The 24,979-nt window shown below is 72.3% G+C and carries 23 protein-coding genes; 8 read left to right on the top strand and 15 right to left on the bottom strand.

The window, feature by feature from the left end:
• The 4 genes from gabT (at position 1) to OG617_RS19290 (ending at position 4,669) form a co-directional block, all read left to right on the top strand.
• Entirely contained in the window at positions 1–1,272 is a 1,272-nt protein-coding gene (gabT, locus tag OG617_RS19305) for a 4-aminobutyrate--2-oxoglutarate transaminase (RefSeq protein ID WP_405094470.1), read from the top strand.
• 165 nt (positions 1,273–1,437) lie between these two features.
• Positions 1,438–2,718, top strand: coding sequence for a GAF domain-containing protein (locus OG617_RS19300; protein ID WP_405094469.1), 1,281 nt, complete (start codon positions 1,438–1,440; stop codon positions 2,716–2,718).
• A 41-nt stretch (positions 2,719–2,759) separates the two neighbouring features.
• Positions 2,760–4,265, top strand: a complete 1,506-nt coding sequence (gene adh, locus OG617_RS19295) for an aldehyde dehydrogenase (protein ID WP_405094468.1) — start codon at positions 2,760–2,762, stop codon at positions 4,263–4,265.
• Positions 4,265–4,669 carry a DUF779 domain-containing protein gene (locus OG617_RS19290; protein ID WP_405094467.1) on the top strand — a complete coding sequence of 135 codons (405 nt, stop codon included), beginning with the start codon at positions 4,265–4,267 and terminating at the stop codon, positions 4,667–4,669. The genes adh and OG617_RS19290 overlap by 1 nt, the downstream gene beginning before the upstream one ends.
• Before the next feature lie 139 nt (positions 4,670–4,808).
• Here OG617_RS19290 and OG617_RS19285 read toward each other — a convergent pair whose 3' ends face one another.
• The 9 genes from OG617_RS19285 to OG617_RS19245 all read right to left on the bottom strand — a co-directional run bounded on the left by OG617_RS19285 (position 4,809) and on the right by OG617_RS19245 (position 13,710).
• Positions 4,809–5,552 (bottom strand): DUF559 domain-containing protein, encoded by a 744-nt coding sequence (locus OG617_RS19285; protein WP_405094466.1) that lies wholly within the window; start codon positions 5,550–5,552, stop codon positions 4,809–4,811.
• Positions 5,553–5,899: 347 nt separating this feature from the next.
• Complete coding sequence (locus OG617_RS19280; protein ID WP_405094465.1) at positions 5,900–6,652, bottom strand: G5 domain-containing protein; 753 nt, start codon at positions 6,650–6,652, stop codon at positions 5,900–5,902.
• Positions 6,653–6,838: 186 nt separating this feature from the next.
• A complete protein-coding gene (locus OG617_RS19275; RefSeq protein WP_405094463.1) occupies positions 6,839–6,964 on the bottom strand; it encodes a hypothetical protein in 126 nt (41 codons plus the stop codon).
• A 19-nt stretch (positions 6,965–6,983) separates the two neighbouring features.
• A complete protein-coding gene (locus OG617_RS19270) occupies positions 6,984–8,186 on the bottom strand; it encodes a saccharopine dehydrogenase family protein (protein WP_405094462.1) in 1,203 nt (400 codons plus the stop codon).
• Positions 8,186–9,607 carry an NAD(P)/FAD-dependent oxidoreductase gene (locus OG617_RS19265; RefSeq protein WP_405094461.1) on the bottom strand — a complete coding sequence of 474 codons (1,422 nt, stop codon included), beginning with the start codon at positions 9,605–9,607 and terminating at the stop codon, positions 8,186–8,188. The genes OG617_RS19270 and OG617_RS19265 overlap by 1 nt, the downstream gene beginning before the upstream one ends.
• The gene (locus OG617_RS19260) at positions 9,604–10,446 is read right to left on the bottom strand and encodes an ABC transporter permease (protein WP_405094460.1); all 843 of its coding nucleotides are present in this window, start codon (positions 10,444–10,446) and stop codon (positions 9,604–9,606) included. Before OG617_RS19260 ends, OG617_RS19265 begins: the two co-directional genes overlap by 4 nt.
• The gene (locus tag OG617_RS19255; protein WP_405094459.1) at positions 10,443–11,357 is read right to left on the bottom strand and encodes an ABC transporter permease; all 915 of its coding nucleotides are present in this window, start codon (positions 11,355–11,357) and stop codon (positions 10,443–10,445) included. Before OG617_RS19255 ends, OG617_RS19260 begins: the two co-directional genes overlap by 4 nt.
• A complete protein-coding gene (locus OG617_RS19250; RefSeq protein ID WP_405094458.1) occupies positions 11,354–12,520 on the bottom strand; it encodes an ABC transporter ATP-binding protein in 1,167 nt (388 codons plus the stop codon). Before OG617_RS19250 ends, OG617_RS19255 begins: the two co-directional genes overlap by 4 nt.
• A 5-nt stretch (positions 12,521–12,525) precedes the next feature.
• Complete coding sequence (locus OG617_RS19245; RefSeq protein ID WP_405094457.1) at positions 12,526–13,710, bottom strand: extracellular solute-binding protein; 1,185 nt, start codon at positions 13,708–13,710, stop codon at positions 12,526–12,528.
• Between the two features lie 210 nt (positions 13,711–13,920).
• On the opposite strand from OG617_RS19245, the gene OG617_RS19240 reads away from it, so the two are divergent.
• Positions 13,921–14,433 carry an Lrp/AsnC family transcriptional regulator gene (locus OG617_RS19240; RefSeq protein WP_387020114.1) on the top strand — a complete coding sequence of 171 codons (513 nt, stop codon included), beginning with the start codon at positions 13,921–13,923 and terminating at the stop codon, positions 14,431–14,433.
• A gap of 20 nt (positions 14,434–14,453) precedes the next feature.
• On the opposite strand, the gene OG617_RS19235 is transcribed toward OG617_RS19240, so the two are convergent.
• Both OG617_RS19235 and OG617_RS19230 read right to left on the bottom strand, forming a co-directional pair.
• Entirely contained in the window at positions 14,454–14,663 is a 210-nt protein-coding gene (locus OG617_RS19235) for a DUF397 domain-containing protein (protein ID WP_405094456.1), read from the bottom strand.
• On the bottom strand, positions 14,654–15,424 hold the full coding sequence (locus OG617_RS19230; protein ID WP_405094455.1) for a helix-turn-helix domain-containing protein: 771 nt from the start codon (positions 15,422–15,424) through the stop codon (positions 14,654–14,656). Before OG617_RS19230 ends, OG617_RS19235 begins: the two co-directional genes overlap by 10 nt.
• 777 nt (positions 15,425–16,201) lie before the next feature.
• Here OG617_RS19230 and OG617_RS19225 point away from each other — a divergent pair.
• Positions 16,202–17,548: an aspartate aminotransferase family protein gene (locus OG617_RS19225; RefSeq protein ID WP_405094454.1), complete on the top strand. Its 1,347-nt coding sequence runs from the start codon at positions 16,202–16,204 to the stop codon at positions 17,546–17,548.
• 13 nt (positions 17,549–17,561) lie between these two features.
• Entirely contained in the window at positions 17,562–18,938 is a 1,377-nt protein-coding gene (locus OG617_RS19220; protein WP_405094453.1) for an NAD(P)/FAD-dependent oxidoreductase, read from the top strand.
• Between the two features lie 11 nt (positions 18,939–18,949).
• Here the strand turns inward: OG617_RS19220 and OG617_RS19215 are convergent, their stop codons facing one another.
• On the bottom strand, positions 18,950–19,324 hold the full coding sequence (locus tag OG617_RS19215; protein WP_396678027.1) for a DUF3499 domain-containing protein: 375 nt from the start codon (positions 19,322–19,324) through the stop codon (positions 18,950–18,952).
• Positions 19,325–19,498: 174 nt separating this feature from the next.
• Here OG617_RS19215 and OG617_RS19210 point away from each other — a divergent pair, with 174 nt between their 5' ends.
• A complete protein-coding gene (locus tag OG617_RS19210) occupies positions 19,499–19,948 on the top strand; it encodes a metallopeptidase family protein (RefSeq protein ID WP_161687237.1) in 450 nt (149 codons plus the stop codon).
• Between the two features lie 100 nt (positions 19,949–20,048).
• Here OG617_RS19210 and OG617_RS19205 read toward each other — a convergent pair whose 3' ends face one another.
• The 3 genes from OG617_RS19205 to OG617_RS19195 all read right to left on the bottom strand — a co-directional run bounded on the left by OG617_RS19205 (position 20,049) and on the right by OG617_RS19195 (position 24,914).
• Entirely contained in the window at positions 20,049–20,306 is a 258-nt protein-coding gene (locus OG617_RS19205; RefSeq protein WP_007074725.1) for a WhiB family transcriptional regulator, read from the bottom strand.
• Between the two features lie 716 nt (positions 20,307–21,022).
• Positions 21,023–23,623 carry a bifunctional FO biosynthesis protein CofGH gene (locus OG617_RS19200; RefSeq protein ID WP_405094452.1) on the bottom strand — a complete coding sequence of 867 codons (2,601 nt, stop codon included), beginning with the start codon at positions 23,621–23,623 and terminating at the stop codon, positions 21,023–21,025.
• A gap of 298 nt (positions 23,624–23,921) precedes the next feature.
• Positions 23,922–24,914, bottom strand: coding sequence for a hypothetical protein (locus tag OG617_RS19195; protein ID WP_405094451.1), 993 nt, complete (start codon positions 24,912–24,914; stop codon positions 23,922–23,924).
• Between the last annotated feature and the right edge of the window lie 65 nt (positions 24,915–24,979).

Raw genomic sequence — 24,979 nt, 5'->3', positions numbered from 1 at the left:
GTGGCATCGAGCGAGGAGCTGCACAAGCGGCGCGGCGCGGCGGTGGCCCGGGGCGTCGGCAGCGTCGTCGGCGCGTACGTGGACCGGGCGGGCGGCGGCACGATCACCGACGTCGACGGGCGGGAGTGGATCGACTTCGCCGCCGGCATCGCGGTCACCAACGTCGGCAACTCCGCGCCCCGGGTGGTCGAGGCGGTGAAGGCGCAGGTCGAGCGGTTCACCCACACCTGCTTCATGGTCGCGCCGTACGAGTCGTACGTGGCCGTCTGCGAGCGGCTCAACGCCCTCACCCCCGGCACGTTCGAGAAGCGCTCGGCGCTGTTCAACTCGGGCGCCGAGGCGGTGGAGAACGCGGTGAAGGTCGCCCGGCACGCCACCGGTCGGCAGGCGGTGGTGGTGTTCGACCACGCGTACCACGGCCGGACCAACCTGACCATGGCGCTGACCGCGAAGAACATGCCGTACAAGCACCGGTTCGGGCCGTTCGCCGGCGAGGTCTACCGGGTGCCGATGTCGTACCCGCTGCGGGACGGGGGGCTGTCCGGGGCGGAGGCCGCCGCCCGGGCGATCGAGACGGTGGAGAAGCAGGTCGGCGCGGAGAACGTCGCCGCGCTGCTGATCGAGCCGATCCAGGGCGAGGGCGGCTTCGTCGTACCGGCGCCGGGGTTCCTGCCGGCGCTGCGCGAGTGGGCGACGGCGGCCGGGGTGGTCTTCGTGGCCGACGAGATCCAGACCGGGTTCTGCCGCACCGGGGACTGGTTCGCCTGCGACCACGAGGAGGTCGTCCCAGATCTGGTCACCCTGGCCAAGGGCATCGCCGGCGGCCTGCCGCTGGCGGCGGTGACCGGCCGGGCCGAGCTGATGGACGCGGTGCACGTGGGCGGCCTGGGCGGCACGTACGGCGGCAACCCGATCGCCTGCGCGGCGGCGCTGGCGACGATCGAGACCATGCACGAGCTGGACCTGGCCGCCACCGCCCGCCGGATCGGGGCGACGATGGACGAGCGGCTGTGCGCCATCGCCGCCGGCGATCCGCGGGTCGCCGAGGTACGCGGCCGGGGCGCGATGCTCGCCGTGGAGCTGGTCCGGCCCGGCACCCTGGTCCCGGACCCGGCCGCCGCGGCGGCGGTCGCGGCGGCCTGCCACGCCGCCGGCCTGCTGGTGCTGACCTGCGGCACGTACGGAAACGTGCTGCGCCTGCTGCCCCCGCTGGTCATCTCCGACGCGGAGTTGGCCCGGGGCCTGGACATCCTCGACGGCGCCTTCGGCTGACCGGCCCGCAACCCTCGGCCGGACGACACCGCCCACGACACCGCCCACGGGCCCGTCCCGGCCCGCCACCGGGCCCACGGCGCGACGCCCGGACGGCAACCGGACGGCAACCGGTATTGGCGATCGGCGGTGAGCTGCGTCACGATGGTCGCGAGGAGGTCGCCGATGGCTGACCCGTGGCTCGCCCTGGAGTTCGGCGCCGATCCGGCGGAGCGGATCGCGCAGGTCGGCGCCGCCCACGAGGCGTTCCTCGCGGGAACCGAGCCGGGCCGGGTGCGGGAGGTGGTCCGCCTGTCCTGGCAGCGCTCGGCGCTGGTCGATCCCGAGGTCGCCCCGCCGGTCGAGCTGACCGACGACGCACTGGAGGGCTACCGGGCCGCCCACCCGCTGGCCCGGGTGCTGCCGCTGTTCCGGGACCTGCTCGGCGGCATCGCCCAGGACGGGGCGCACCTGATGGCGGTCTGCGACGCGCACGGGCGGCTGCTCTGGGTGGAGGGGCATCCCGGGGTGCTCCGGCACGCCGAGCGGATGAACTTCGTGCCCGGCGCCCGCTGGGACGAGGCGCACGCCGGCACCAACGCCCCCGGCACCGCCCTGGCCTGCGACCACAGCGTGCAGATCTTCGCCACCGAGCATTTCAGCCGGCGCGTGCAGCGCTGGACCTGCGCCGCCGCACCGATCCACGACCCGGCCACCGGGCGGCTGCTCGGCGCGGTCGACATCACCGGCGGCGACCACCTCGCCCACCCGCAGAGCCTCGCCCTGGTCCGGGCCACCGCCCGGGCCGCCGAGGCCCAGCTCGCCGCCGCCCGCCCGGCCGAGCCCGACGCGATCGCCGTGCGCGCGCTGGGCCGCGACGAGGCGGAGGTGCGCGTCGGCGGGCGGACCGTCCGGCTCGGCCGCCGGCACAGCGAGCTGTTGGTGCTGCTGCTCGACCATCCCGGGGGGCGCACCGGCGAACAGCTCGGCCTCGACCTGTACGGCGACGACCGGCTGCACCCGGTCACCCTGCGCGCCGAGCTGTCCCGGCTGCGCCGGGCGCTGGGGGCGGAGCTGCTCGACTCCCGCCCCTACCGGCTGCGCGCCCGGGTGCGGGCGGACTTCCAGACCGTCACCGAGCTGTTGGAACGGGGTGAGGTGGCGGGGGCGCTCGACGCGTACCCCGGGTCGTTGCTGCCCTCCTCCGACGCGCCGGGGGTCGCGCGGCTGCGCCGGCTGGTCGACGGGCAGTTGCGCGCCGCCGTGCTGGCCGGCGGCGATCCGGCGGCGCTCGCGGCCTGGACCGCGACGCCCGCCGGGACCGACGACCTGTCCGCCTGGCAGGCCCTGGCGCGGGCGCTGCCGCCGGGCGCGCCCCGCCGGCCCCTCGCGCTGGCCCGCGCCCGCCAGCTCGGCATCGAGTACGACCTCGGCCGCGCAACGTCGCTGCAACGTCGGGGTAACTAACCTCGCCGCCGTCACCCCGAGCACCGACGGCGGAGGTACCGATGACGCGCTACGACGCGCCCACCCACTGGCAGTCCCGCTACGACCACTTCATCGGCGGCGAGTACGTCAAGCCGCACGGCGGCCAGTACTTCGAGAATCCCACCCCGATCACCGGCCAGACGTTCTGCGAGGTGGCCCGCGGCACCGCCGAGGATGTCGAACGCGCCCTCGACGCCGCCCACGGCGCGGCCGATGCCTGGGGCCGCACCCCGGTCGCCGAGCGGGCGCTGATCCTCAACCGGATCGCCGACCGGATGCAGGAGAACCTGGAGTCCCTCGCGGTCGCCGAGACCTGGGAGAACGGCAAGCCGGTACGGGAGTGCCTGGCCGCCGACATCCCGCTCGCGATCGACCACTTCCGGTACTTCGCCGGGGCGATCCGGGCCCAGGAGGGCAGCCTCGGCGAGCTGGACGACGACACCGTGGCGTACCACTTCCACGAGCCGCTCGGCGTGGTCGGGCAGATCATCCCGTGGAACTTCCCGATCCTGATGGCCGTCTGGAAGCTCGCCCCGGCCCTCGCGGCCGGCAACGCGGTGGTGCTCAAGCCCGCCGAGCAGACCCCGGCGTCCATCCACCACCTGATCTCGCTGATCGCCGACCTGCTCCCGCCCGGCGTGGTCAACGTCGTCAACGGCTTCGGCGTCGAGGCGGGCAAGCCGCTCGCGTCCTCGCCCCGGGTGGCGAAGGTGGCGTTCACCGGGGAGACCACCACCGGGCGGCTGATCATGCAGTACGCCAGCGAGAACATCAAGCCGGTCACCCTGGAGCTGGGCGGCAAGAGCCCGAACATCTTCTTCGACGACGTGAGCGCGGCGTCCGACGACTTCCTCGACAAGGCGCTCGAAGGGTTCACGATGTTCGCCTTGAACCAGGGCGAGGTCTGCACCTGCCCGTCGAGGGCGCTGATCCAGCAGGGCCACTACGCCGACTTCCTCGCGGCGGCGGTGGACCGGACCCGGGCGGTGCGTCAGGGCCATCCGCTGGACACCGACACGATGATCGGCGCGCAGGCGTCCAACGACCAGTTGGAGAAGATCCTGGCCTACCTGGACATCGGCCGCCAGGAGGGCGCTCGCGTGCTCACCGGCGGGGAACGCGCCGACCTCGGTGGTGAACTGGCCGGCGGGTACTACGTGCAGCCGACCATCTTCGAGGGCGACAACTCGATGCGGATCTTCCAGGAGGAGATCTTCGGCCCAGTCGTCTCGGTGGCCTCCTTCGCCGACCTCGACGAAGCCGTGAAGATCGCCAACGACACCCTGTACGGGCTCGGGGCCGGCGTCTGGACCCGGGACATGAACACCGCGTACCGGGCTGGGCGCGCGATCCAGGCCGGGCGGGTGTGGACGAACTGCTACCACGCGTACCCGGCGCACGCCGCGTTCGGCGGGTACAAGCAGTCCGGCATCGGCCGGGAGAACCACAAGATGATGCTGGAGCACTACCAGCAGACGAAGAACCTGCTGGTCAGCTACTCCCCCAAGAAGCTCGGCTTCTTCTGATGGCCGATCCGGTCGGCGCCGGCACGCGTTTCCCGCCCGACCCGGGCGGCGCGGCGTCGCCCGTCTCCCTCACCCCCGCGGCGGCCGAACTGATCCGGTCGCTGCGGGGGCGGCACGGGCCGCTGATGTTCCACCAGTCCGGCGGCTGCTGCGACGGCAGCGCCCCGATGTGCTACCCGGCGGGCGAGTTCCGCACCGGCGGCTCCGACGTGCTGCTGGCGTCGCTGGCGGTCGACGGCGTCCCCGAGCCCGTCGAGTTCTGGATCTCGAAATCCCAGTGGCAGCTCTGGAAGCACACGAGGCTCACGGTCGACGTGGTCCCGGGCCGGGGCAGCGGCTTCAGCCTGGAGGCCCCCGACGGCCTCCGCTTCCTGATCCGCTCCCACCTCACCCCCACCCCCTGACCCACCCCTCCCCTTCCCGCGATCTTGCAGTTGCGGCCCCCGAAGTGCCCGTTTCACGAGAGTTGTCGGGGCCGCTGGTGCAAGATCGCGGGTGGGCGGGGAGGGGAGGGGAGGGTGGGTGGGTCAGGGGGTTAGGGGGTTAGGGGGTTAGGGCTGCACGGACCGTCGCGACGATGTGGTCAGGGCGGCGGTAGAGGTCACGGTCCGTGAAGTAGCGCATCGTCCAGCCCTCGGCATCCAGCCAGTTGGCACGGTCCCGGTCATGTCGCAGTCGATCACGATCGAGGTGGGACAGACCGTCGTACTCGATGCCGACCCGCCGTTCGCGATATCCCAGGTCGAGCCGGTATCGCGCCACCCCGTCGCCGTCCAGCACCCAGATCTGCGGCTCCGGCGCCGGCAGGCCGCCGTCGATCAGCACCAACCGCAGCTGACTCTCCTGTCGACACTCGGAGCGCCCATCAGCCAACAACGCCAGTGAGCGTGCCTGGCGCACACCCCGTAGCCCTCGATGGACCAAGGCTTCCACGATCAACTCATCCCGGCACACCGTGCCGGACCGAACCGCGGCATCGAGCACCGGGAGAGCGTCCAGTCGCCGAACCGTCCTCGCCAGGTCCACCGCGCATCTGGCAGCCGGCACGCAGGGCAGCCCGTTCACCATGACCGGCTCCGCCGGCAGAGCCGAGTGGTGGACCGCCAGACCGGGAAGGCGGGGCTTGGGGACTTCGGGCGGCAACTGCACATGAACGGCACCTTCGGGCAGGACGCCGAAACCATGTATTCGGGCGGCAGTCTGCCGGGCCAGCATCGCCTCGGGCGGCAGGCACATCAACAGGGCTTGCAGCGAATCACGATCATCGACAGGGCGATTCGCGTACACCCCTCGCCGCACCCGGACAACCCGCCCGTTCGCTACCCGGATCCGGAGCCGCTTCCGCGTGGTGGATTGGAGCAGCGACGCGGTACGCCAAAGTTGAGTCCCCATGCTGGCAGCCTGCCCAGAACCACACCCCAGCCGCTGCACCCACCCCACGCCCTGTGGAAAACCAGCCCCTCCTGTGGAAAACCAACCTGCCCCTCCCTCCCCCTCCCCTCCGCGATCTTGCAGTTACGGCCCCAAACATGACCGCTTTACCGCATTGGTCCGGGCCTCAAGTGCAAGATCGCGGAGGGGAGGGGGTGGGAGGGGGAGGGGGAGGAAGGTGGGGTGGGGTGGGGTGGGGTGGGTCAGTCGTCGCAGGCGTAGCCGTCGTTGTCGCGGTCCAAGTCGTAGATGTCGTCGCCGATGACCTCGATCGGGCCGGTGACGTACGCGGGGCCGTTGCCACTACCGCCTGCGCAGTCCACATCGCTGGCGATCGGCACGCATCCGCCGTAGTTCGGATCGCATCGCCGCTCCCGCTTGGTCCCCACCGCGACGACCTGGGTAACCGCCTGCCTCGTGACGACCGACCGGACCAGCTTGCGGCCGGTGGGCACCCCGTCGGTCAGGGTGACCTGGTACGTCAACGTGCGCACCCCGTTGACGCCCCGGGTCCGCACGGCCCGCTTGCCCTCCGTCAGGGATGGATCCTTGACGGTCCTCTCCGCGTGTCTGATCACCTGCGTCTTCGTCTCGGTGCGGGTCTCCACCTTCGGGGCCGTTGTCGTCGGCGGCGGGGCGGTGGAGGGTACGGGCGCCGGGTCGGAGTGCACCGGCGAGGCGCTGACCGCCACCGGTTCGGGAGTGGAGGCCAGGGAGTCTCCCCGGGTGCTCTCGTTTGCGGTGGCTGGGGTGCGGCCCTGCTGCGGGTCGTCGGCCAGGGCGCCGACGAGGGTCGCCCCGGAGCAGCAGAGCAGGACGGACGACAGCAGGACGCCACCGACGATCGCGCCGACGCGCTGCCCGGGCTGGAGCCGACGGAACCATCCCGGCCTGGCGGCGGGCGGGACGACCGGGAAGGCGTACGGACCATTGCGGTGGGGAGGTTGTTGCGTCACGGCACCGAGTGTCACCGCCCGCCACCGCCCTGGTAACCGCCACAGCGACACTCGCCAGCATCGATCGGGCGGGGATCGGCACGGACAGTCACGGGGCAGGGGCCGTACGTTCCACGCCGGATCGCATCCGGACCACGACGATTCGCCCACCCGTCTTCACCACGCGGACATTCGCCCCCGCAGTGGTCAGCCGTCCGCGGCCACGGTCAGCCCTCGGTGCCGGTCCAGGCCCGAGGCGACCAGCTCGGTCATCTCGTACGACCGCATCCGCTGCCCGGCCTCCAAGGCGGGACGGACGGGTCGACCCCGCAACGGGAGCGGGTGGAACGGGTCATCGTTCCTCCATCCCCCAGGGCGAGCCGTAGCCGGTGAGCAGGTCGAGGAACGGGCGCGGGGGCAGCGCCTCCGGGCCGAGCACGCCGGTGCCGGACCACGCGCCGGTGGCGAGCAGTTCCAGGGCGACGACGGGGTTGACGGCGGTCTGCCAGACGACGGCCTGGTGGCCGTACTCGCGCATGGACCACTCGTTGTCAACGACGTGGTAGAGGTAGACCTCGCGGGGCTCACCCGACTTCGACAGACCCCGCACCCAGGTGCCGGCGCAGGTCTTGCCGCGCATCTTCGCCCCGAGGGTGGCCGGGTCGGGCAGGCAGGCGGCCACCACGTCGCGCGGGGACATCGGCACGCCGCGCACGGTGACCGGTTCGGTGGAGTCCAGGCCGAGCTTGTGCAGGGTGCGCAGGACCTCGATGAACTCCTCGCCGAGGCCGTACTTGAAGGTGACCCGCCGCGCGTCGACCCAGCGCGGGATGAGCAGCACCTCCTCGTGCTCGACGTTGACGCACTCCACCGGGCCGATCCCCTCCGGGAAGTGGAAGACCTCGGGCTCGCTGAACGGCTCGGTGGTGTACCAGCCCCGGTCCTTCTCCCAGATCACCGGCGGGTTCAGGCACTCCTCGATCGTCGTCCAGATGGAGAAGGACGGGGCGAAGGCGTAGCCCTCCACGGTCAGGTTCGCGCCGTCGCGTACGCCGATCTCGTCGATCTCGCCGAACAACTCGTCGGCGGCGTACCGGGCGAAGATGTCGGAGAGGCCAGGTTCGACGCCGATGCCGCACAGCGCGAGCCGACCCGCCCCGGCCCACCGGTCGGCGGCGGCGAACTGGTCGTCGCCGAGCTTCACACCGGTCTCGGCGTGCGGGCGCTTCGGGTGCGGGTGGGACAGGGACATCGCCATGTCGAGGTAGTCGGCGCCGGCCGCGTACGCGCCGTCGAAGATCGGCATGACGAAGCGCGGGTCGACGGCGTTGAGCACGTGGGTGATCCGGTGCTCGCGGCACAGCGCGGCGACCGCGTCGGCGCGGGAGGCGTCGACGGTCGCGGCGACGAAGCGGTCGCCGTGGCCGTCGACCGCGCGGGCGGCGCGGGCGGGGTCGGCGTCGGCGACGACCATGGTGTCGAAGAATGTTCGGCGGGCGGCGATGGCGGCGGCGGCGGAACCGACACCGCCGGCGCCGACGAGCAGGATGCGCATCAGGTATCGAACCCCAAACCAAGACGATCGAGTGTACGGAGCCAGAGGTTGCGCCGGCCGTCACGCGCGTCGGCGCGGGCCAGCGACCAGCGGGTGAGGTGGATGCCGGCGGCCCGGACGGGCTCCGGCGGGAACGGCAGCGGCTTGCCGAGCACGAGGTCGAGCCGGGTCAGCGGGGTGTCCCCGCCGGCCAGCAGGTCGAGCATCACCCGCGCGCCGAACCGGGTGGCCCCGACGCCGAGGCCGGTGTAGCCGGCCGCGTACGCCAGCCGGCCGTCGTACGCGGTGCCGAAGAACGGGCAGAACCGGGTGCAGGTGTCGATGACGCCGCCCCAGCGGTGACTGAAGCGCACGTCGGCGAGCTGCGGGAACGTGGTGAAGAAGTGTTCGGCGAGGGCGGTGAAGGTGGCCGGCCGCTGCTCCAGCTCGGGGGCGACCCGGTTGCCGTGGTGGTAGACCGCGTCGTAGCCGCCGAACAGGATCCGCCCGTCGGCGGTGATCCGGTAGTAGTGGAACTGGTTGCCGGTGTCGGCGAGCCCCTGCCGGTTGCGCCAGCCGATCGCGTCCCGCTGGGCCTGGGTCAGCGGCTCGGTCATCAGGGCGTAGTCGTAGACGGGGACGAGCCAGGCGCGCAGTCGGCGCAGCAGCGGCGGGAACGCGTTGGTGGCGAGGACGACCCGCCGGGCGCGGACGACGCCGGGGGCCCGCCCGGCTCCGCCGAGGGTGGCGGCGCGCAGGACGGGGCCGTCGCCGCGCAGGCCGGTGACCCGGGTGTGTTCGTGGATGCGCACGCCGAGGTCGAGGCAGGCGCGGCGCAGCCCCCACGCCAGCTTCGCCGGGTCGAGCATCGCCACCCGGTCGCGGTCCCACATCCCGCCGAGGTACGTCGGCGAGTCGACCTCGGCGCGCACCTCGTCGCGGTCGAGCAGCCGCGCGTCGTGGCCGTACCGGCGGGCCAGCTCCGCGTCCTCGGCGAGCCCGGCGAGCTGGTACGGCTCGACGGCCACCGCCAGTTCGCCGGTGCGCTCGAAGTCGCAGTCGATTCCGTACGCGTCGACGGTGGCGGCGATGTCGGCCAGGTTCTCCCGGCCGAGGCGTTCCAACTCGGCGATCTCGCCGGGGAACCGGCCCGCCCCGTTGGCCAGCCCGTGGGTGAGCGAGGCGGCGCAGAACCCACCGTTGCGCCCGGACGCCGCCCAGCCGCAGGTGCCGGCCTCGACGATCAGCACGTCCCGGCCGGGGTCGGCCTGCTTGGCCAGCAGGGCCGCCCACAGCCCGCTGTACCCCCCGCCGATCACCAGCAGGTCGGCGGAGTGCGCGCCGGTCAGCGGCGGCAGCGGGTCGGGGCGTTCCGGCCGGTCGAGCCAGTACGGTACGGGCGCCGCGTCGGCGAGCGCCCGGCCGGTATGCGGGAGGATCATGATGGGATCTTCGCCCGGCGGCCGGCTGCCGGGGCGACCGGGAGGCCGGCTCGGCGGGACCGCCGCCCGCGCAGCGAGGTGACCCCGACGAGCAGCAGCGCGATCACGAACATCGCCGTGCCGATGACGTTGACCTGCGGCGGAATGCCCCGCTGGGCGGCGCCCCAGACGTACATCGGGAACGTGACGGTGGTGCCGGCGTTGAAGTTCGTGATGATGAAGTCGTCGAAGCTGAGCGAGAACGCCAGGAGCCCGGCGGCGACGATGCCGGGGAGCACCAGCGGCAGGGTGACCAGCCGGAACGTCTGCCACGGGCCGGCGTACAGGTCCGCGGCGGCCTCCTCCAGCCGCCGGTCCATTCCGGCGAGCCGCGCCTTGACGGTCACCACCACGAACGACACGCAGAACATGACGTGCGCGATGACGACGGTCCAGAATCCCTGCGGCACGCCGGCGGAGACGAACAGGGCCAGCAGCGAGGTGCCCATCACCAGCTCGGGGGTGGCCATCGGCAGGAAGATCAGCAGGTTGATCCCGGACCGGCCGGTGAACCGGTGCCGGACCAGCGCGAACGCCATCAGCGTGCCGAGCACGGTGGCGACGACGGTGGAGATGAAGCCGATCTGGACGCTGCGCAGCACCGAGTCGCACATGTCGGAGGTGGCGCAGGGCTGCCGCCAGTTGTCGAGCGTGAACTCGTTGAAGTCGTACGACAGGCGGCTGGACGGGCGGTTGAAAGACAGTGCGGCGACCACGGCGATCGGCAGGGACAGGTAGCCGAGCACCAGCAGGGCCACGCCCATCACCCAGTGGTCGGCGAGCCAACGGGAGAACCTCACAGCACCTCCTCCGTGCCGGCCCGGCGCAGGTAGCCGAAGACCACCGCGAGGATCGCCGCCATCAGCAGGAACGACAGCGCCGCGCCCTGCGGGTAGTCCAGCCGGACCAGGAACGCCGAGTCGATGACGTTGCCGATCATGTACTCGTTGGGGGTGCCGAGCAGCTCCGCGTTGATGTAGTCGCCGGTGGCCGGGATGAAGAACAGCAGCGTTCCGGCGATCAGGCCGGGCATCGACAGCGGCAGGGTCACCCGGCGGAAGGTCTGCACCGGGCTCGCGTACAGGTCGCCGGCCGCCTCCAGCAGCCGGTGGTCGAGCCGCTCCAGGCTCGCGTACAGCGGCAGCACCAGGAAGGGCAGGAAGTTGTACGTCAGCCCGAGGATCACCGCGATCGGCGTGGCCAGCAGCCGGCCGTCGGGGCCGAGCAGGTGCACGTCGCGCAGCAGCCCGACCAGAGCGCCGTTGTCGGACAGGATCGTCTTCCAGGCCAGGGTGCGCACCAGGAAGCTGGTGAACATCGGGGCGACCACGCAGACCAGCAGCAGGTTCTTCCACCGGCCGGCCTTCTGCGCGATCGCGTACGCCAGCGGGTAGCCCATCAGCAGGGCCAGCACCAGGGCGATCCCGGCGTACCCGAAGGAGCGGGCGAACTGCGGCCAGTACGCCTGCAACACGTCCGGGTAGTTGCCGAACGCCCAGGTCAGCGCGTACCCGGTGGAGAGCGAGCCGCTCGGGTCGTACAGGCTCGCGGCGGCGAGCTGGAACAGCGGCACGGCGAAGAACAGCAGCAGCCAGGCCGCGCCGGGCAGGAGCAGCAGGTACGGCAGCAGCCGGTGCCGCCCGAGCCGGGGCGGCGGCGGGGGCCCCGCCGGTTGCCCCGTCGACGTGGGTACGTGGGCCAGCGCCGTCACGAGGACGCACCCACCGGCTCGTCGACCAGGCCGGCGGTGCGGTCGTCCTGACCCGACTCCCGGGGCAGCAGGAACGCGTGCCGGGGATCCCAGTGCGCCACCACGGACGCGCCGACCGGCAGCCGGCCGCCGAGCCCGCTGTTCGCCGCGAACGCGGACAGCTCGCTGCCCCAGCCGGTGCGCACCAGGTACTGGGTGCTGACCCCCACGTACGAGGCGTCGGTTACCACGCCGGTGACGTGCTGGTGGCCGGCGGGTACCTCGTCGGCGGAGTCGGCCAGGTGCAGCTTCTCGGGGCGTACCCCCAGGTAGACCGCGCCCCGGTCGGCGCGGGCGCGGTCGGCGGGCACGGAGAAAGCGGCCCCGTGGGCGGTGACCGGCACCTCGGACCCGGCGGGCCCGGCGGCCTCGGCGGCGAGCAGGTTGGACTGGCCGAGGAAGTTCGCCACGAACGCGGTGCCCGGGTACTCGTAGATGTCGGCCGGGGCGCCGAGCTGCTCGATCCGCCCCGCGTTCATCACCGCGACGGTGTCGGCCATGGTCATGGCCTCCTCCTGGTCGTGGGTGACGTGCACGAAGGTGATCCCGACCTCGGTCTGGATGCGCTTCAGCTCGATCTGCATCTGCCGGCGCAGCTTCAGGTCGAGCGCGCCGAGCGGCTCGTCGAGCAGCAGCACCTGCGGCCGGTTGATCAGCGCGCGGGCCAGCGCGACCCGCTGCTGCTGCCCGCCGGAGAGCTGGGCCGGGCGGCGGTGGCCGAAGTCGTCGAGCTGCACCAGCGCGAGCATCCGCATGACCTCGTCGTCGACGGAGCGGATGCCGCGCCGACGCAGCCCGAACGCCACGTTCTCGAAGATGTTGAGGTGCGGGAAGAGCGCGTAGCTCTGGAACACGGTGTTGACCGGCCGCTTGTAAGGGCGCAGCCGGGCGATGTCCCGGTCACCGAGCAGCACCTGCCCGCTCGTCGGCTGCTCCAGGCCGGCGATCATGCGCAGGGTGGTGGTCTTGCCGCAGCCGGACGCCCCGAGCAGGGCGAAGAACGAGCCCTGCGGGATGGTGAGGCCGAGGTCGTCCACCGCGGTGAAGATGCCGAACCTCTTGGTCAGGTTGACCAGCCGCAGGTCGCCGGCCGGAGCGTCGCGTCCCGTCGTCTTCGCGCTCATCCCCGTCACGCCCCGATGACCTGCTGGAACTTGCCCTCGTACTCCTTTTCCTGCTTCTCGTCCAGGGCCATGAACACCTTGGACTTCGCTAGCAGGGCCTCGTTCGGGAAGACCAGCGGGTTGGCGGCCAGCTCCGGGTCGATCTTCTCCATCTCGGCCTGCGCGCCCTTGACCGGGCAGATGTAGTTGACGTACGCGGCCAGCTTCGCGGCGACCGCCGGCTGGTAGTAGTAGTTGATCAGCTCTTCGGCGTTCGCCCTGTGGGTGGCCTTGTTCGGCACCATCATGTTGTCGCTGAACAGCATCACGCCGGAGTCCGGCGCCACGAACTTGATCTTCTCGTTCTCGGAGGAGAGCTGGATGATGTCGCCGGACCAGCCGACGCACGCGGCGATATCGCCCTTGGCCAGGTCGGGGGCGTAGTCGTTGCCGGTGAACTTGCGGATCTGCCCGGAGTCGACGGCCTTCTTGAGCTTGTTCAGCGCGTCGTCGAACTGGGCGGTGGTGAAGTTCGCCGCGTCGTGGCCGTTCGACTGGAGCAGCAGGCCCATCGTGTCGCGCATCTCGGACAACGCGGTGACCTTGCCCTTGAGGTCGGGGCGGGTCAGCAGCTCGTCGACCGTGCGGATCTCCTTGGTGACGCCGCCGTTGTAGGCGAGGCCGGCGAGGCCGGACTGCCACGGGATGGAGATCCGGTTCTCCGGGTCGAAGGAGCGGTTGAGCAGCGACGGCAGCAGATTGGCCGTCACGTTGGGAATCTTGGCCGGGTCGAGCTTCTGGATCCAGCCGAGCCGGATCATCCGGGCGGCCATCCAGTCGGTCAGCACGATGATGTCCCGCCCGGTGCCCTGACAGGCGGCGAGCTGGTTCTGCACCTTGCCGAAGAATTCGTTGTTGTCGTTGATGTCCTCGGTGTAGGTCACCTGGACGCCGCTGGAGGCGACGAACGCGTCCAGGCTGGGCCGCTTCGACTCGTTCTTGTCGTCGACGTCCATGTACTGCGGCCAGTTCGAGAACGCCAGCTTCTTCTCCGTGCCGGAGAGGTCTTCGCTGACGCAGCCGGCCTCGGTCTGCTGGGCGCCCTTGGTGCCGCAGCCGGCGAGCGCGCCCGCCGTGGCGAGCATCGCGGCGGATCCGAGGGTGCCGGTGAGCAGACCACGCCGGGTGAGGGGCCGGAGGGGAGTTCGCATGTGACGACTCCTAGGGGGGTCATCGCCGGCGGGCGGGACGGGGGAGGCCCGACGGCGGGAGGGTCTTCAGGCGATGGACGACTGATCCTGACATGAGCCGACCTACCTCACAAGGGATTCCGTTGCCGCGATAGCAATGCACCACGAATTACGCCAGACTGCGCCGGGGCACTACGATTCCCTGGAAGAAGCGGACATGGGGAGCGGACGATGGCCATCCGGCAGCAGGAGAGCGGCAACGGCGGGCGACGCGTCGCCGTCCGCGGGGGTGCCAGTCACGCTCTGTTGGACGACGTCGCCAAGCAGATCATCGAGCAGCTCCAGGAGGACGGTCGCCGGCCGTACGCGACGATCGGCAAGGCGGTCGGCCTGTCCGAGGCGGCGGTGCGCCAGCGGGTGCAGCGGCTGCTCGACGCCGGGGTGATGCAGATCGTCGCGGTCACCGACCCGCTCCAGCTCGGCTTCCCCCGCCAGGCCATGATCGGCCTGCGCACCGACGGCGACCTGGAGGCGGTGGCCGACCGGCTCGCCGAGTTCGAGGAGGTCGACTACGTGGTGATCACCGCCGGCTCGTTCGACCTGCTCGCCGAGGTGGTCTGCCGCAACGACGCCCACCTGCTGGAGATCCTGCAACGGCTGCGCGCCGTCGAGGGCGTGCTAGCCACCGAGGCCTTCGTCTACCTCAAGCTCCGCAAGCAGACCTACAGCTGGGGTACGGCCTGAGCCACCGCCCGGCCTGCCGGTCAGCCTGCGGGCGGCCGGCGGGTGAGGTCCACAAAGGCCCGCCAGGCGGCCGGGCCGAAGCTGAGGGTCCCGCCATCACGGTCCTTGCTGTCGCGCACCAGCACCCGACCGGGCAGGTTGTCGGCCACCTCGACGCAGTCCCCGCCGTTGTTGCTGCTGCGGGTCGCGGTGCGCCAACGGGCAGCCGTCGGCACGTCGGTCAGCTCCACGTCGTCGCCACCTCCCTGATCAGTTCGGTCGACCGGCGGCACGGCAGCGCCTCGCCGGTGACGCTCTCCCACCTGCGCCCCAGGCTAGCAACGTCGACCGGATCGCTCACGACCTGACCGCGAAGCTGGTTGTCGATATACGCCAATTCCGCCCCGTCGGGCAAACGGGCGAGAACGAACGGACCGGCCAGACCGGTGTGCCACGGGTTCTCGGCGGGAATCACCCGGACCTGCACGTGCTCCCGCTCGGCCATCGCCGCGAGGTGGGCGAGCTGGCCGGCCATCACCGCCCGGTCGCCGACCACCCGGCGCAGCACCACCTCGTCGATCACCGCGACGAGCTGTGGCGGGGCCTCGGCGGACAGGACCGCCTGCCGGTCGAGCCGGCCGGCCACGATCCGCTCCACCTCGGCCGCCGGCAGCAGCCCGCCGGTGCTCAGCACAGCCCGCGCGTACCCCTCGGTCTGAAGCAGCCCCGGCACCAGCAACGGCTGGTACGACCGGAGCGAGGTGGCGGACTGCTCCAGCTCGGCCCACGCGCGGAACCACCGCAGGTCCCGGCGGCGGAACGGTTCCGGCCACAGCTCGGCGACCTCCTTGCCGAGCAGGCCGGCGACCGCGAACCGGGTCCGGGGGTGGGGAATTCGCCCGTCCGCCAGCCACCGGGCGGCCGTCTTCGGGTCGACACGGACCTTCTCCGCCAACGACTCGGCCGTCTCCCCCACGGCGGCCATCGCCACCCGCAGCACCTCGTTGCCCATCAGACCTCCCACCACCGGTTACGCATGGTGGACACCATAGCGACGCCCCGTGTCCATGCCGGCCCCGAAACGGCTGGTGGCGGCGGGACCTATTTCGTGCATCCGACATGCCCACCAGCCGTCCGCCAAAGGCCCTGACAATGTCCGCCCACTGCACCCCGCCCACTGCACCGTCCACCCACTACGCCATCCGCTCGGCCCACCCCCACCCCCACTCACACGCCCGCCCCTTGCGCACGCCGCCCGCCCCTTCCGCACGACCGCCTCTTGCGCACGCCCACCCCGCCTCCTGCCCACGCCCGCCGCTTGGCGAAGATGCGCACTCGGGAGCCTTTGGAGCTGATGTCGCAGACGACTCACGCCATCGGCCCGCCCCGGACCGAAGACCCGAGGGCAACGAGTGAGGACGCCCGCCAAGCGGACGACCGAGAGCAGCGCATCCCCGGCTGGAGCGTGATGTCGCAGACGACTCAGCTCCAAAGGGCCCGCACAGGCCCAGCACTCGGCTGGAACCGGCGATGAGGCGGCGAGCGGCACGCCCACGAAGGGCACAGCCACCAACAGCACCGCCATGGGCGGGACAGCGGTGGGCGGGAGTACGAGAAATCACCGGAGGTGCGGATTCCGTTGCCCTTGTCGTTAGCACTCGCTGATTCCGTTGTTGTAGGCGTGTAGTGCCACCGATCTCACTTGCTTTTCCGGTGATGGCTGTGGGATAACCGTGGGCAGAGCGGCCGGTGTCACCCCCTGACCGGCCCGAGACCCGATGGGGCTGACATGGCCAACGCCACCGACCACCTCTGGATGCACTTCACCCGGATGGCCAGCTACTCGGCCGGCGAGGTGCCGACGATCGTGCGCGGCGAGGGCGCGTACGTGTGGGACTCGCAGGGCCGCCGCTACCTGGACGGGCTCGCCGGGCTCTTCGTCGTCAACGCCGGGCACGGGCGCACCGAGCTGGCCGAGGCCGCCGCCAAGCAGGCCGGCGAACTGGCCTATTTCCCGCTCTGGTCGTACGCCCACCCGAAGGCCGTCGAGCTGGCCGAGAAGATCGCCTCGCTGGCCCCCGGCGACCTGAACCGGGTCTTCTTCACCACCGGCGGCTCCGAGGCCGTCGAGACGGCGTGGAAGTTGGCCCGGGCGTTCTTCAAGCGCACCGGCAAGCCGAACAAGCACAAGGTGGTCAGCCGGCACCTGGCGTACCACGGCACGTCGATGGGTGCGCTGTCGATCACCGGCCTGCCGGGCATCAAGAGCGACTTCGAGCCGCTGGTGCCCGGCGGGATCAAGGTGCCGAACACGAACTTCTACCGGGCGCCGGAGCACGGCGACTCGCCCGAGGCGTTCGGCCGCTGGGCCGCCGAGGAGATCCGGCGGGCCATCGAGCGGGAGGGGCCGGACACGGTCGCGGCGGTCTTCCTGGAGCCGGTGCAGAACTCCGGCGGCTGCTTCCCGCCGCCGCCCGGTTACTTCCAGCGGGTACGCGAGATCTGCGACGCGTACGACGTGCTGCTCGTCTCCGACGAGGTGATCTGCTCGTGGGGCCGGCTCGGCGAGTACTTCGGCGCCGTCCGGTACGGCTACCAGCCGGACATCATCACCACCGCCAAGGGCATCACCTCCGGGTACGCCCCGCTCGGCGCGATGATCGCCAGCGACCGGCTGATGGAGCCGTTCCTCACCGAGACCGGCATGTTCGCCCACGGGGTGACCTTCGGCGGCCACCCGGTCTCCTGCGCGGTGGCCCTGGCCAACCTGGAGGTGTTCGCCCGGGAAGACCTGACGGGGCACGTCCGGGCCAACGAGGATGCCTTCCGAACCACCCTGGAGAAGCTGCACGACCTGCCGATCGTCGGCGACGTCCGGGGCGACGGATACTTCTACGGCATCGAGCTGGTCAAGGACAAGGCGACCCGGGAGACGTTCGACGAGGCCGAGTCGGAGCGGCTGCTGCGGGGGTTCCTCTCCACCGCGCTGTTCCAGGCCGGGCTGTACTGCCGGGCCGACGACCGGGGCGACCCCGTGGTGCAGCTCGCCCCGCCGCTGATCGCCGAGCAGCAACAGTTCGACGAGATGGAGCAGATCCTGCGCTCGGTGCTCACCGAGGCGTGGGCGCGGCTGTAGCGGTCGACCGGAGGTGCGTTACCAGGACCTGTCGTACTGGCTGTCCACCGTGGACGATCCGCTGACGCCCCGCCCGCCGCTGGGCGGGGACGCCGACGCGGATGTGGTGATCGTCGGGGCCGGGTACACCGGGCTGTGGACGGCGTACTACCTCGCGGTCGCCGACCCGGCGCTGCGGATCACGGTGCTGGAGTCCGAGATCGCCGGCTTCGGCGCGTCGGGACGCAACGGGGGCTGGTGCTCGGCACTGTTCCCCACGTCGCTGCCGGCGCTCGCCCGCCGGCATGGCCGGGACGCGGCGCTGCGGATGCAGCGGGCCATGCGGGAGACCGTCCGCGAGGTGGGCCGGGTGGTCGCCGCCGAGGGGATCGACTGCGACTGGCAGCTCGGCGGGACGGTGGTGCTGGCCCGCAGTGAGGCCCAGCTCGGCCGGGCCCGGGCCGAGGTGGCCGAGGCCCGCGCGCACGGCCTGGACCCCGACGACCTGGTGCTGCTCGACGCCGCCGAGGCCGCCGCCAGGTGCGCCGCTGAGGGGGTACGCGGCGGGACGTACACCCCGCACTGCGCGGTGGTGCACCCGGCCCGGCTGGTCCGCGGGCTGGCCCGGGCGGTCGAACGCCGCGGGGTGCGGATCCACGAGCGGACGCCGGTGACCGCGATCCGGGCCGGGGCGGCGGTGACCCCGGTCGGGACGGTCCGGGCGCCGGTGGTGGTGCGGGCGACGGAGGGGTACACGCCGGGGCTGCCCGGGCAGCGGCGGGTGGTGGCGCCGGTCTACTCGCTGATGGTGGCCACCGAGCCGCTGCCCGAGCAGACCTGGGCGCGGATCGGGCTGGCGCAGCGGGAGACGTTCTCCGACCACCGGCACGTCGTCATCTACGGCCAGCGCACCGCCGACGGGCGGCTGGCGTTCGGCGGGCGGGGCGCGCCGTACCACTTCGGGTCCCGGGTCTCCCCCGGCTACGACCGGGAGCCGCGGGTCTTCGCCGCGCTGCGCCGGGTGCTGGGCGAGCTGTTCCCGGTGCTCGGGCCGGATGTGCCGGTCAGCCACACCTGGGGCGGGCCGCTCGGGGTGGCCCGGGACTGGTCGGCCTCCGTCGGGTTGGACGCCTCGACGGGGCTGGCCTGGGCGGGCGGGTACGTCGGCGACGGGGTCGGCACCACGAACCTCGCCGGGCGTACCCTCGCCGACCTGATCCGGGGCGCGGAGAGCGACCTGACGTCGCTGCCGTGGGTGGGGCACCGCTCGCCGCGCTGGGAGCCGGAGCCGTTGCGCTGGCTGGCCGTCAATGCGGGCCTGAAGGTGATGTTCTCCGCCGACCGGGCGGAGCTGCGGACGGGCCGGCCGTCCCGCCGGGCGGCCATGTTCAACCGCTTCCTGGGCCACTGACCCCGGCGCGGTCAGTGGTTGGGTGGGATCACCCGGAGGTGGCCACGGCGACCGGTCTGCGGGTGCTGGGGGTGCTGCGGGTGGCGCTGCTCGTCCGGCGGGCGGGGCGGCGCGGGCCGGGCCGCCTCGCGGACCGCCTCGGCGAGGGCGACCAGGTCGTCGGCGCTGGGCGGCGGGGGCTCGAACTCGCCCTCGTGGCGGACCACGTTCCAGCCCCGGGGGGCGGTCAGACTACGGGCGTGCTGCTCACAGAGGTCGTACGTGTGTGGTTCGGCGAAGGCCGCGAGGGGCCCGACCACGGCCGTAGACTCGTTATAGACATAGGTCAGTGTGGCGACCGCTTGCCGGGGGCAGCCGTTTCGGGAGCAGCGCCGTGGTGACCTCACGGCGGGAGGGTATCTCCATTACCGGGTCCGACGCACTGGTTCGCGTTGCGACACGCCCGTCATCGAGATCACAATTCGCAACATCCGACTAGCAGGACCGTGACCGGGCGGGGCGGCGCGCCGCCGGAGCGGTACAGCCGGGGGCCGGGTCGCGCAGCGGGCTACCCTGTGCGCATGACCAGTCCGGAACACCGCCGCCCCAGCTCCGGCCGGCGCGCCCACCGCGACCGGCACGGGCGGGGTCTGCGCGGGCGGCTGGTGCCGGCGACGGTGCCGCTGGCCCGGACCAAGGCCGAGGTCTTCGACGATCTTGTGCTGGACACCGTGGAGACCCTGGAACGACGGTTCGCGAAGGAGCTGGCCGGCGTCGAGTTCGCGGTGGAGGACGTGCCGCCGGACCTCAACGTGTACGACTCCGACGTGCTGGAGGACGGCGAGGTGCCGCTCGCCCGGCTGTTGCCCGGCCGCCCCGGCCGGCAGGAGGTGCCGCCACGGATCGTGCTCTACCGCCGTCCGCTGGAGTTCCGGGCCATGGACCGGGAGGACCTGGCCGATCTGGTGCACGATGTGATCATCGAGCAGGTGGCGAACCTGCTCGGGGTCGACCCGGACGAGCTGGCCTGAGCCCACCCGACGCCGGGCCGCGGGCCTCGTCGGGCGGCCCCCACCGCCCTGGGCCGACTGCCTGAGCCGGGCGGCCCCCACCGCCTCGGCCCGGCAACGCTCAGGCGGCCCGCCGCTTGAGCTTGCGCCGCTCCCGTTCCGAGAGCCCACCCCAGATCCCGAACCGCTCGTCGTGGCCGAGAGCGTATTCCAGGCATTCGGTCTTGACCTCGCAACGCGAGCAGATTCGCTTCGCCTCACGGGTCGAGCCGCCCTTCTCGGGGAAGAACGCCTCCGGATCGGTCTGGGAGCAGAGTGCCTGCTCCTGCCACTCCGGCGCGTTTCCGAGCAGGTCGGCCACCTCAAGCTGGCCGTCCATCTAAAGATGCCTCCTTGTCGCGCACCGGCGTCGTCGCCGCTGCAACCCCCCACGCGGAAGGCGTGCTTGTCCGTACGGTTCCGATTTGTTGCGTTCCGCGCGAACAACCCCATTCAAATTACACGCGTGTAATGCGTGCGCCGTCAAGCCGGACTTGATAATGGAGTCGCCCTCCCGACACGCCACAGGCGACCGCTCCGGCCGCCCAGCCTCGCAACCTGCCCTATCGATTCAGACCCCGGACGAGTAACGCCCTCCTCGGCGAGTTGCCCGAGTTTTCTGCCGTGGCGGTCCACCGACCGACGCCACCAGACGTGCCGGCGGCGGCCCCGACGAGGTGCCCCACCCACAATGCTGATCTTGGTGGGGCACAGGTTAACGCGACTCGGCCGTGATCGCCCGTCGAGCCGAGACCGCCGACCACGCCCCGTCCACATCGTGGACAAAACGCGGCGGTCGAACCTGATCGGAGGGTCAGCACAGGGCCGATGGTTCCCTGCTCGGGCAGGCGTATTCGGCCACCGATCCACCAGAGACGATCACCGCACCGGCGGGTCCGTCGCGTCCCACCAGGCGGTATAGACGCCCGCCTGCCGGACGTGGCGACCGGCACTGTGGAGGACGCCGCCCCGCCCGACGCCCTCCCGCACGGAGAAGCCCTGACCAGCCCGGCCGGTCGCTGACGTCACCTTCTACCCGGCCCGAGAGGCTCCACGCTACGGCCGCGTGTGGCCGTACGTGGTCGTCCGCTTGCGAGCTGGCCGCCCGGCCGCCGTGGCGATGCCCCGCAACTGCTCCTCGGTACGCGCGGAGCCGTTGCCCGAGCCGGCCATCCGGGAGATCGTCTCCTCCATCAGGGTGCCGCCCAGGTCATTGCAGCCCCCGTTGAGCATCGCCACCGTGCCCTCGTCTCCGAGCTTCACCCAGGAGCACTGAATGTTGGCGATCCGGCCGTGCAGCAGCAGCCGGGACATCGCGTGCACCACCCGGTTCTCCCGCCAGGTCGGCCCGGGACGGGCGATCCCGGCGAGGTAGATCGGGGCGTTGGTGTGTATGAACGGCAGCGCCACGAACTCGGTGAACCCGCCGGTACGGTCCTGCACGCCGGCCAGCACCCGGAAGTGGGCCAGCCACTGCCCGGGGTGGTCGACGTGGCCGTACATCATGGTGGAGCTGGACCGGATGCCCAGCTCGTGGGCCGTGCTGACCACGTCGACCCAGGCGGCGGCCGGCAGCTTGCCCTTGGTGAGCACCCAGCGCACCTCGTCGTCGAGGATCTCCGCTGCGGTGCCCGGGATGGTGTCCAGGCCGGCCTCGCGCAGCCCGGTCAGCCACTCCTTCACCGGCACGCCGGCCTTCGCCGCCGCCGTGACGATCTCCATCGGGGAGAACGCGTGCACGTGCATCCCCGGCACCCGGGCCTTGATCGCCCGGATCAGGTCCGCGTACCCGGTGACCGGCAGCTTGGGGTCGATGCCGCCCTGGAGGCAGACCTCGGTGGCCCCGACGGCCCACGCCTCCTCGGCCCGGTCGGCGACCTGCCCGACGGAGAGCCGGTACGCGTCGGCGTCGCGTTCGCGCTGGGCGAAGGCGCAGAACCGGCAGCCGACATAGCAGACGTTGCTGAAGTTGATGTTGCGGTTCACGACGTAGGTGACGTCGTCGCCGACGGTGTCCCGGCGCACGTCGTCGGCGAGCCGGCAGAGCCGGTCCAGCGCCGGGCCATCGGCGGCGAACAGCGCCAGGGCCGCGTCGGTGTGCCGGGGGTCGAGCAGCGCCGCCGGATCGTCGGCGGCCAACCGCAGCCCGGTACGCAGGTCGGCATCGCCCGAGCCGGCGGTCGCCCCCGCAGCCGCGCCGGGTGCACCGGCGCCCGCGTCGGACTGGGCCGCCCCGGCGAGGGCGGGCCGGGGCCGGGCCGCCCCCGCGAGGCTGGCGTCGGCCTGGAGGGCGACCTCCGACCAGTCGCCGTAGACGCTGTCGAAGTCGCCGCGCCGGTCGTCGGTGCGGCCGGTGGTGTCGATGGTGGCGTGCAGGTCGATTCGGCCGCCGCCGAAGACCTCCTCCGGCTCCTGCCAGGGACGGCCCACCGGGCGGGCCGCCTCGACCGCGAGCCCGGTGGCCGGATCGGCCAGCGCCGACACGTGCGGCAGCAGGCGCGGGTCCAGCCACGGGTCGCCGGCCCGGACGTACTCTGGGTAGATCGTCAGCCGCTCGCGCAGCGTGAAGCCGGCCTGCGCGGTGCGCCGGGCCAGCTCGTCGAGCTGCGGCCAGGGGCGCTCCGGGTTGACGTGGTCCGGGGTGACCGGCGAGACGCCGCCCCAGTCGTCGATGCCGGCGCGCAGCAGCAGGTCGTACTCGCCCGCGATGAGATTCGGCGGGGCCTGGATGCGGGCCTTCGGCCCGAGCAGCACCCGGGCCACCGCAACCGTGGCGGCCAGGTCGAGCAGCTCGGCGTCGGGCATGCCGCGCATCGCCGTGTCCGGCTTGGCGCGGAAGTTCTGCACGATCACCTCCTGGAGGTGGCCGTACCCGCGCAGGGCGCGGCGAATCGCGAAGATCGCGTCCACCCGCTCCGCCGGGGTCTCGCCGATGCCGATCAGGATGCCGGTGGTGAACGGCACGCCGACCCGGCCGGCGTCGTCGAGCACCCGCAGCCGGACGGCCGGCTCCTTGTCGGGCGAGCCGTAGTGCGGGCCGCCCGGCTCCGACCAGAGCCGGGTGGCCGTGGTCTCCAGCATCATCCCCATGCTCGGCGCGACCGGCTTGAGCCGCTGCAACTCCGACCAGGAGAGCACGCCCGGGTTGAGGTGCGGCAGCAGCCCGGTCTCCTCCAACACCGCCACCGCGCAGGCACGCAGGTAGTCGAGGGTGGAGTCGTAGCCCCGCTCGTCAAGCCACTCCCGGGCCGCCGGCCAGCGCTCCTCGGGCCGGTCGCCGAGGGTGAACAGCGCCTCCTTGCAGCCCTGGGCGGCGCCCTCGCGGGCGATGGCCAGCACCTCGTCCCGGTCGAGGAACGCGGCCGGCAGCCGGTGCGGGACGGTGGCGAAGGTGCAGTAGTGGCAGCGGTCCCGGCACAGCCGGGTCAGCGGGATGAAGACCTTCTTCGAGAAGGTGACCACGCCGGGGCGGCCGGCCTCACGCAGGCCGGCGTCGCGGATGTCGCCGGCGACGCGGAGCAGTTCGTCCAGGGCCGGGCCCCGGGCGGCAAGCAGGGCGGTGGCCTCGTCGACGTCCAGTGCGAGCCCGGACCCGGCCCGGCGCAGTGCGCGCTCGATGCTGGCCGGGGTGGGGCGGAGCTCGATGCGATCAACCATCAGCCCAGCCTATGCGCCGCGCCGCCGGTGGTCGCTCCCGAAGCTACAACGATCACGATGAATGTCTCGATGGCGACAGGCGTCCCACGTCCACGACGAGCGTCGCCCAGACCGCCTGCTGCCGCGGGGTTCCCACGTCGAGCTGGCGGTCGTCACACCGTCAAACGCGTCCGGCGCTGCCGTCAGCAACGGGTACACGTTCACCGGCACCGCCGACTGGGACCGCGACGCTGAACGGTCACCTGTGACCAGCGGCAGGGGCCCCGGCGGGGACGCCGGGGCCCCGGTGGGCGGCGGTTCAGTCCTCGCGGTGGAAGCGCTGGGTGCGGTCGCTGTCGGAGTCCTGCTGCCCGCCGGGCATGCCCGGCTCGGTGGGCTGACGCGGGATGGCCTGGGTCGGGTCGGCCGACGGCGGCTGGCCGAACGGCGGTGCCGACTGCGGGGCCGGGGCCGGGAACGGTGGTGCCGACTGCGGCGGGGTGAACGGCGGGGCCGAGTACGGCGGGGTGAACGGCGGGGCCGACTGCGGGGCCGGGGCGAACGGCGGGGTCTGCTGGCCGGGCTGGCCGTACTGGCCGGCAACCGGACCGGGCTGGCCCGGCTGGCCGAACTGACCGCCCGGCTGGTTGGGGGCCGGGTAGCCGGCCTGCTGGCCGGGGGCCGGCCAACCACCCTGCTGCGCCTGGGGGGCCCAGCCGCCCTGCGGGCCGGGCTGGCCCTGCTGCTGCGGCTGCTGCGGCCAGCCGGGCTGCGGCTGGCCGTACATGCCCGGGGCCGGCTTGGGCTTCGGGGTGAAGTAGAGGGCGCGCCAGATCCGGACCACGACGAACGCGGCGGTCGCGAAGATCGCCAGCCAGACGATCCGGGTGAGCAGGCCGAGGAACGCGTCGAGCACCTCCGCCTTGGCCAGCCGGTCCACCGTCCAGATCAGCAGGGTGAGCACACCGAGCAGGGCGCCGAAGGCGTACTGACCCAACGCCACCTGGGTGATGAGCCTGGCCCGGGGCACCACCGGGGCGACGTGCGTGGCGAGCAGCACTGCCAGCACCGGCAGCACGGTCGCCTCCAGCCCGGCGAACGAGAAGAAGCTGCTGCCCGCCCGGCTGTAGAAGGTGCTGTAGTCGGTCGGGGCGAGCAGCTGGATGAGGCCGACGAAGAGCAGTACGGCGTTCGCGCCGAGCAGGACGAACGCGATCAGCTCGCGTAGCGGATCGGTGAGTTGGCGAGCCGGGGTGGCGGGGTGGGACGCGGGCGCCGCGTCACCAGACGCGGGCTCGGCGGGGCTGGTCACGAACTCCCCCTCGGAGGCGGTAACGGACAGTTGCCGACGTGAGCCTAGTCTCCCCGGGCACCGGT

It is taken from the genome of Micromonospora sp. NBC_01412 (assembly GCF_045040215.1).
Lineage (GTDB): Bacteria > Actinomycetota > Actinomycetes > Mycobacteriales > Micromonosporaceae > Micromonospora > Micromonospora rubida.
This window is presented reverse-complemented; position numbering and strand designations above follow the sequence as displayed.

Bases quoted from the DNA above. Each gene is read 5' to 3' on its own strand.
- OG617_RS19245 (WP_405094457.1), bottom strand. From the start codon at position 13,710: ATGCGAACTCCCCTCCGGCCCCTCACCCGGCGTGGTCTGCTCACCGGC.
- OG617_RS19225 (WP_405094454.1), top strand. From the start codon at position 16,202: ATGGCCAACGCCACCGACCACCTCTGGATGCACTTCACCCGGATGGCC.
- OG617_RS19300 (WP_405094469.1), top strand. From the start codon at position 1,438: ATGGCTGACCCGTGGCTCGCCCTGGAGTTCGGCGCCGATCCGGCGGAG.
- OG617_RS19265 (WP_405094461.1), bottom strand. From the start codon at position 9,607: ATGATCCTCCCGCATACCGGCCGGGCGCTCGCCGACGCGGCGCCCGTA.
- OG617_RS19290 (WP_405094467.1), top strand. From the start codon at position 4,265: ATGGCCGATCCGGTCGGCGCCGGCACGCGTTTCCCGCCCGACCCGGGC.
- OG617_RS19200 (WP_405094452.1), bottom strand. From the start codon at position 23,623: ATGGTTGATCGCATCGAGCTCCGCCCCACCCCGGCCAGCATCGAGCGC.
- OG617_RS19205 (WP_007074725.1), bottom strand. From the start codon at position 20,306: ATGGACGGCCAGCTTGAGGTGGCCGACCTGCTCGGAAACGCGCCGGAG.
- OG617_RS19210 (WP_161687237.1), top strand. From the start codon at position 19,499: ATGACCAGTCCGGAACACCGCCGCCCCAGCTCCGGCCGGCGCGCCCAC.
- OG617_RS19250 (WP_405094458.1), bottom strand. From the start codon at position 12,520: ATGAGCGCGAAGACGACGGGACGCGACGCTCCGGCCGGCGACCTGCGG.
- OG617_RS19240 (WP_387020114.1), top strand. From the start codon at position 13,921: ATGGCCATCCGGCAGCAGGAGAGCGGCAACGGCGGGCGACGCGTCGCC.
- OG617_RS19270 (WP_405094462.1), bottom strand. From the start codon at position 8,186: ATGCGCATCCTGCTCGTCGGCGCCGGCGGTGTCGGTTCCGCCGCCGCC.
- adh (WP_405094468.1), top strand. From the start codon at position 2,760: ATGACGCGCTACGACGCGCCCACCCACTGGCAGTCCCGCTACGACCAC.
- OG617_RS19230 (WP_405094455.1), bottom strand. From the start codon at position 15,424: ATGGGCAACGAGGTGCTGCGGGTGGCGATGGCCGCCGTGGGGGAGACG.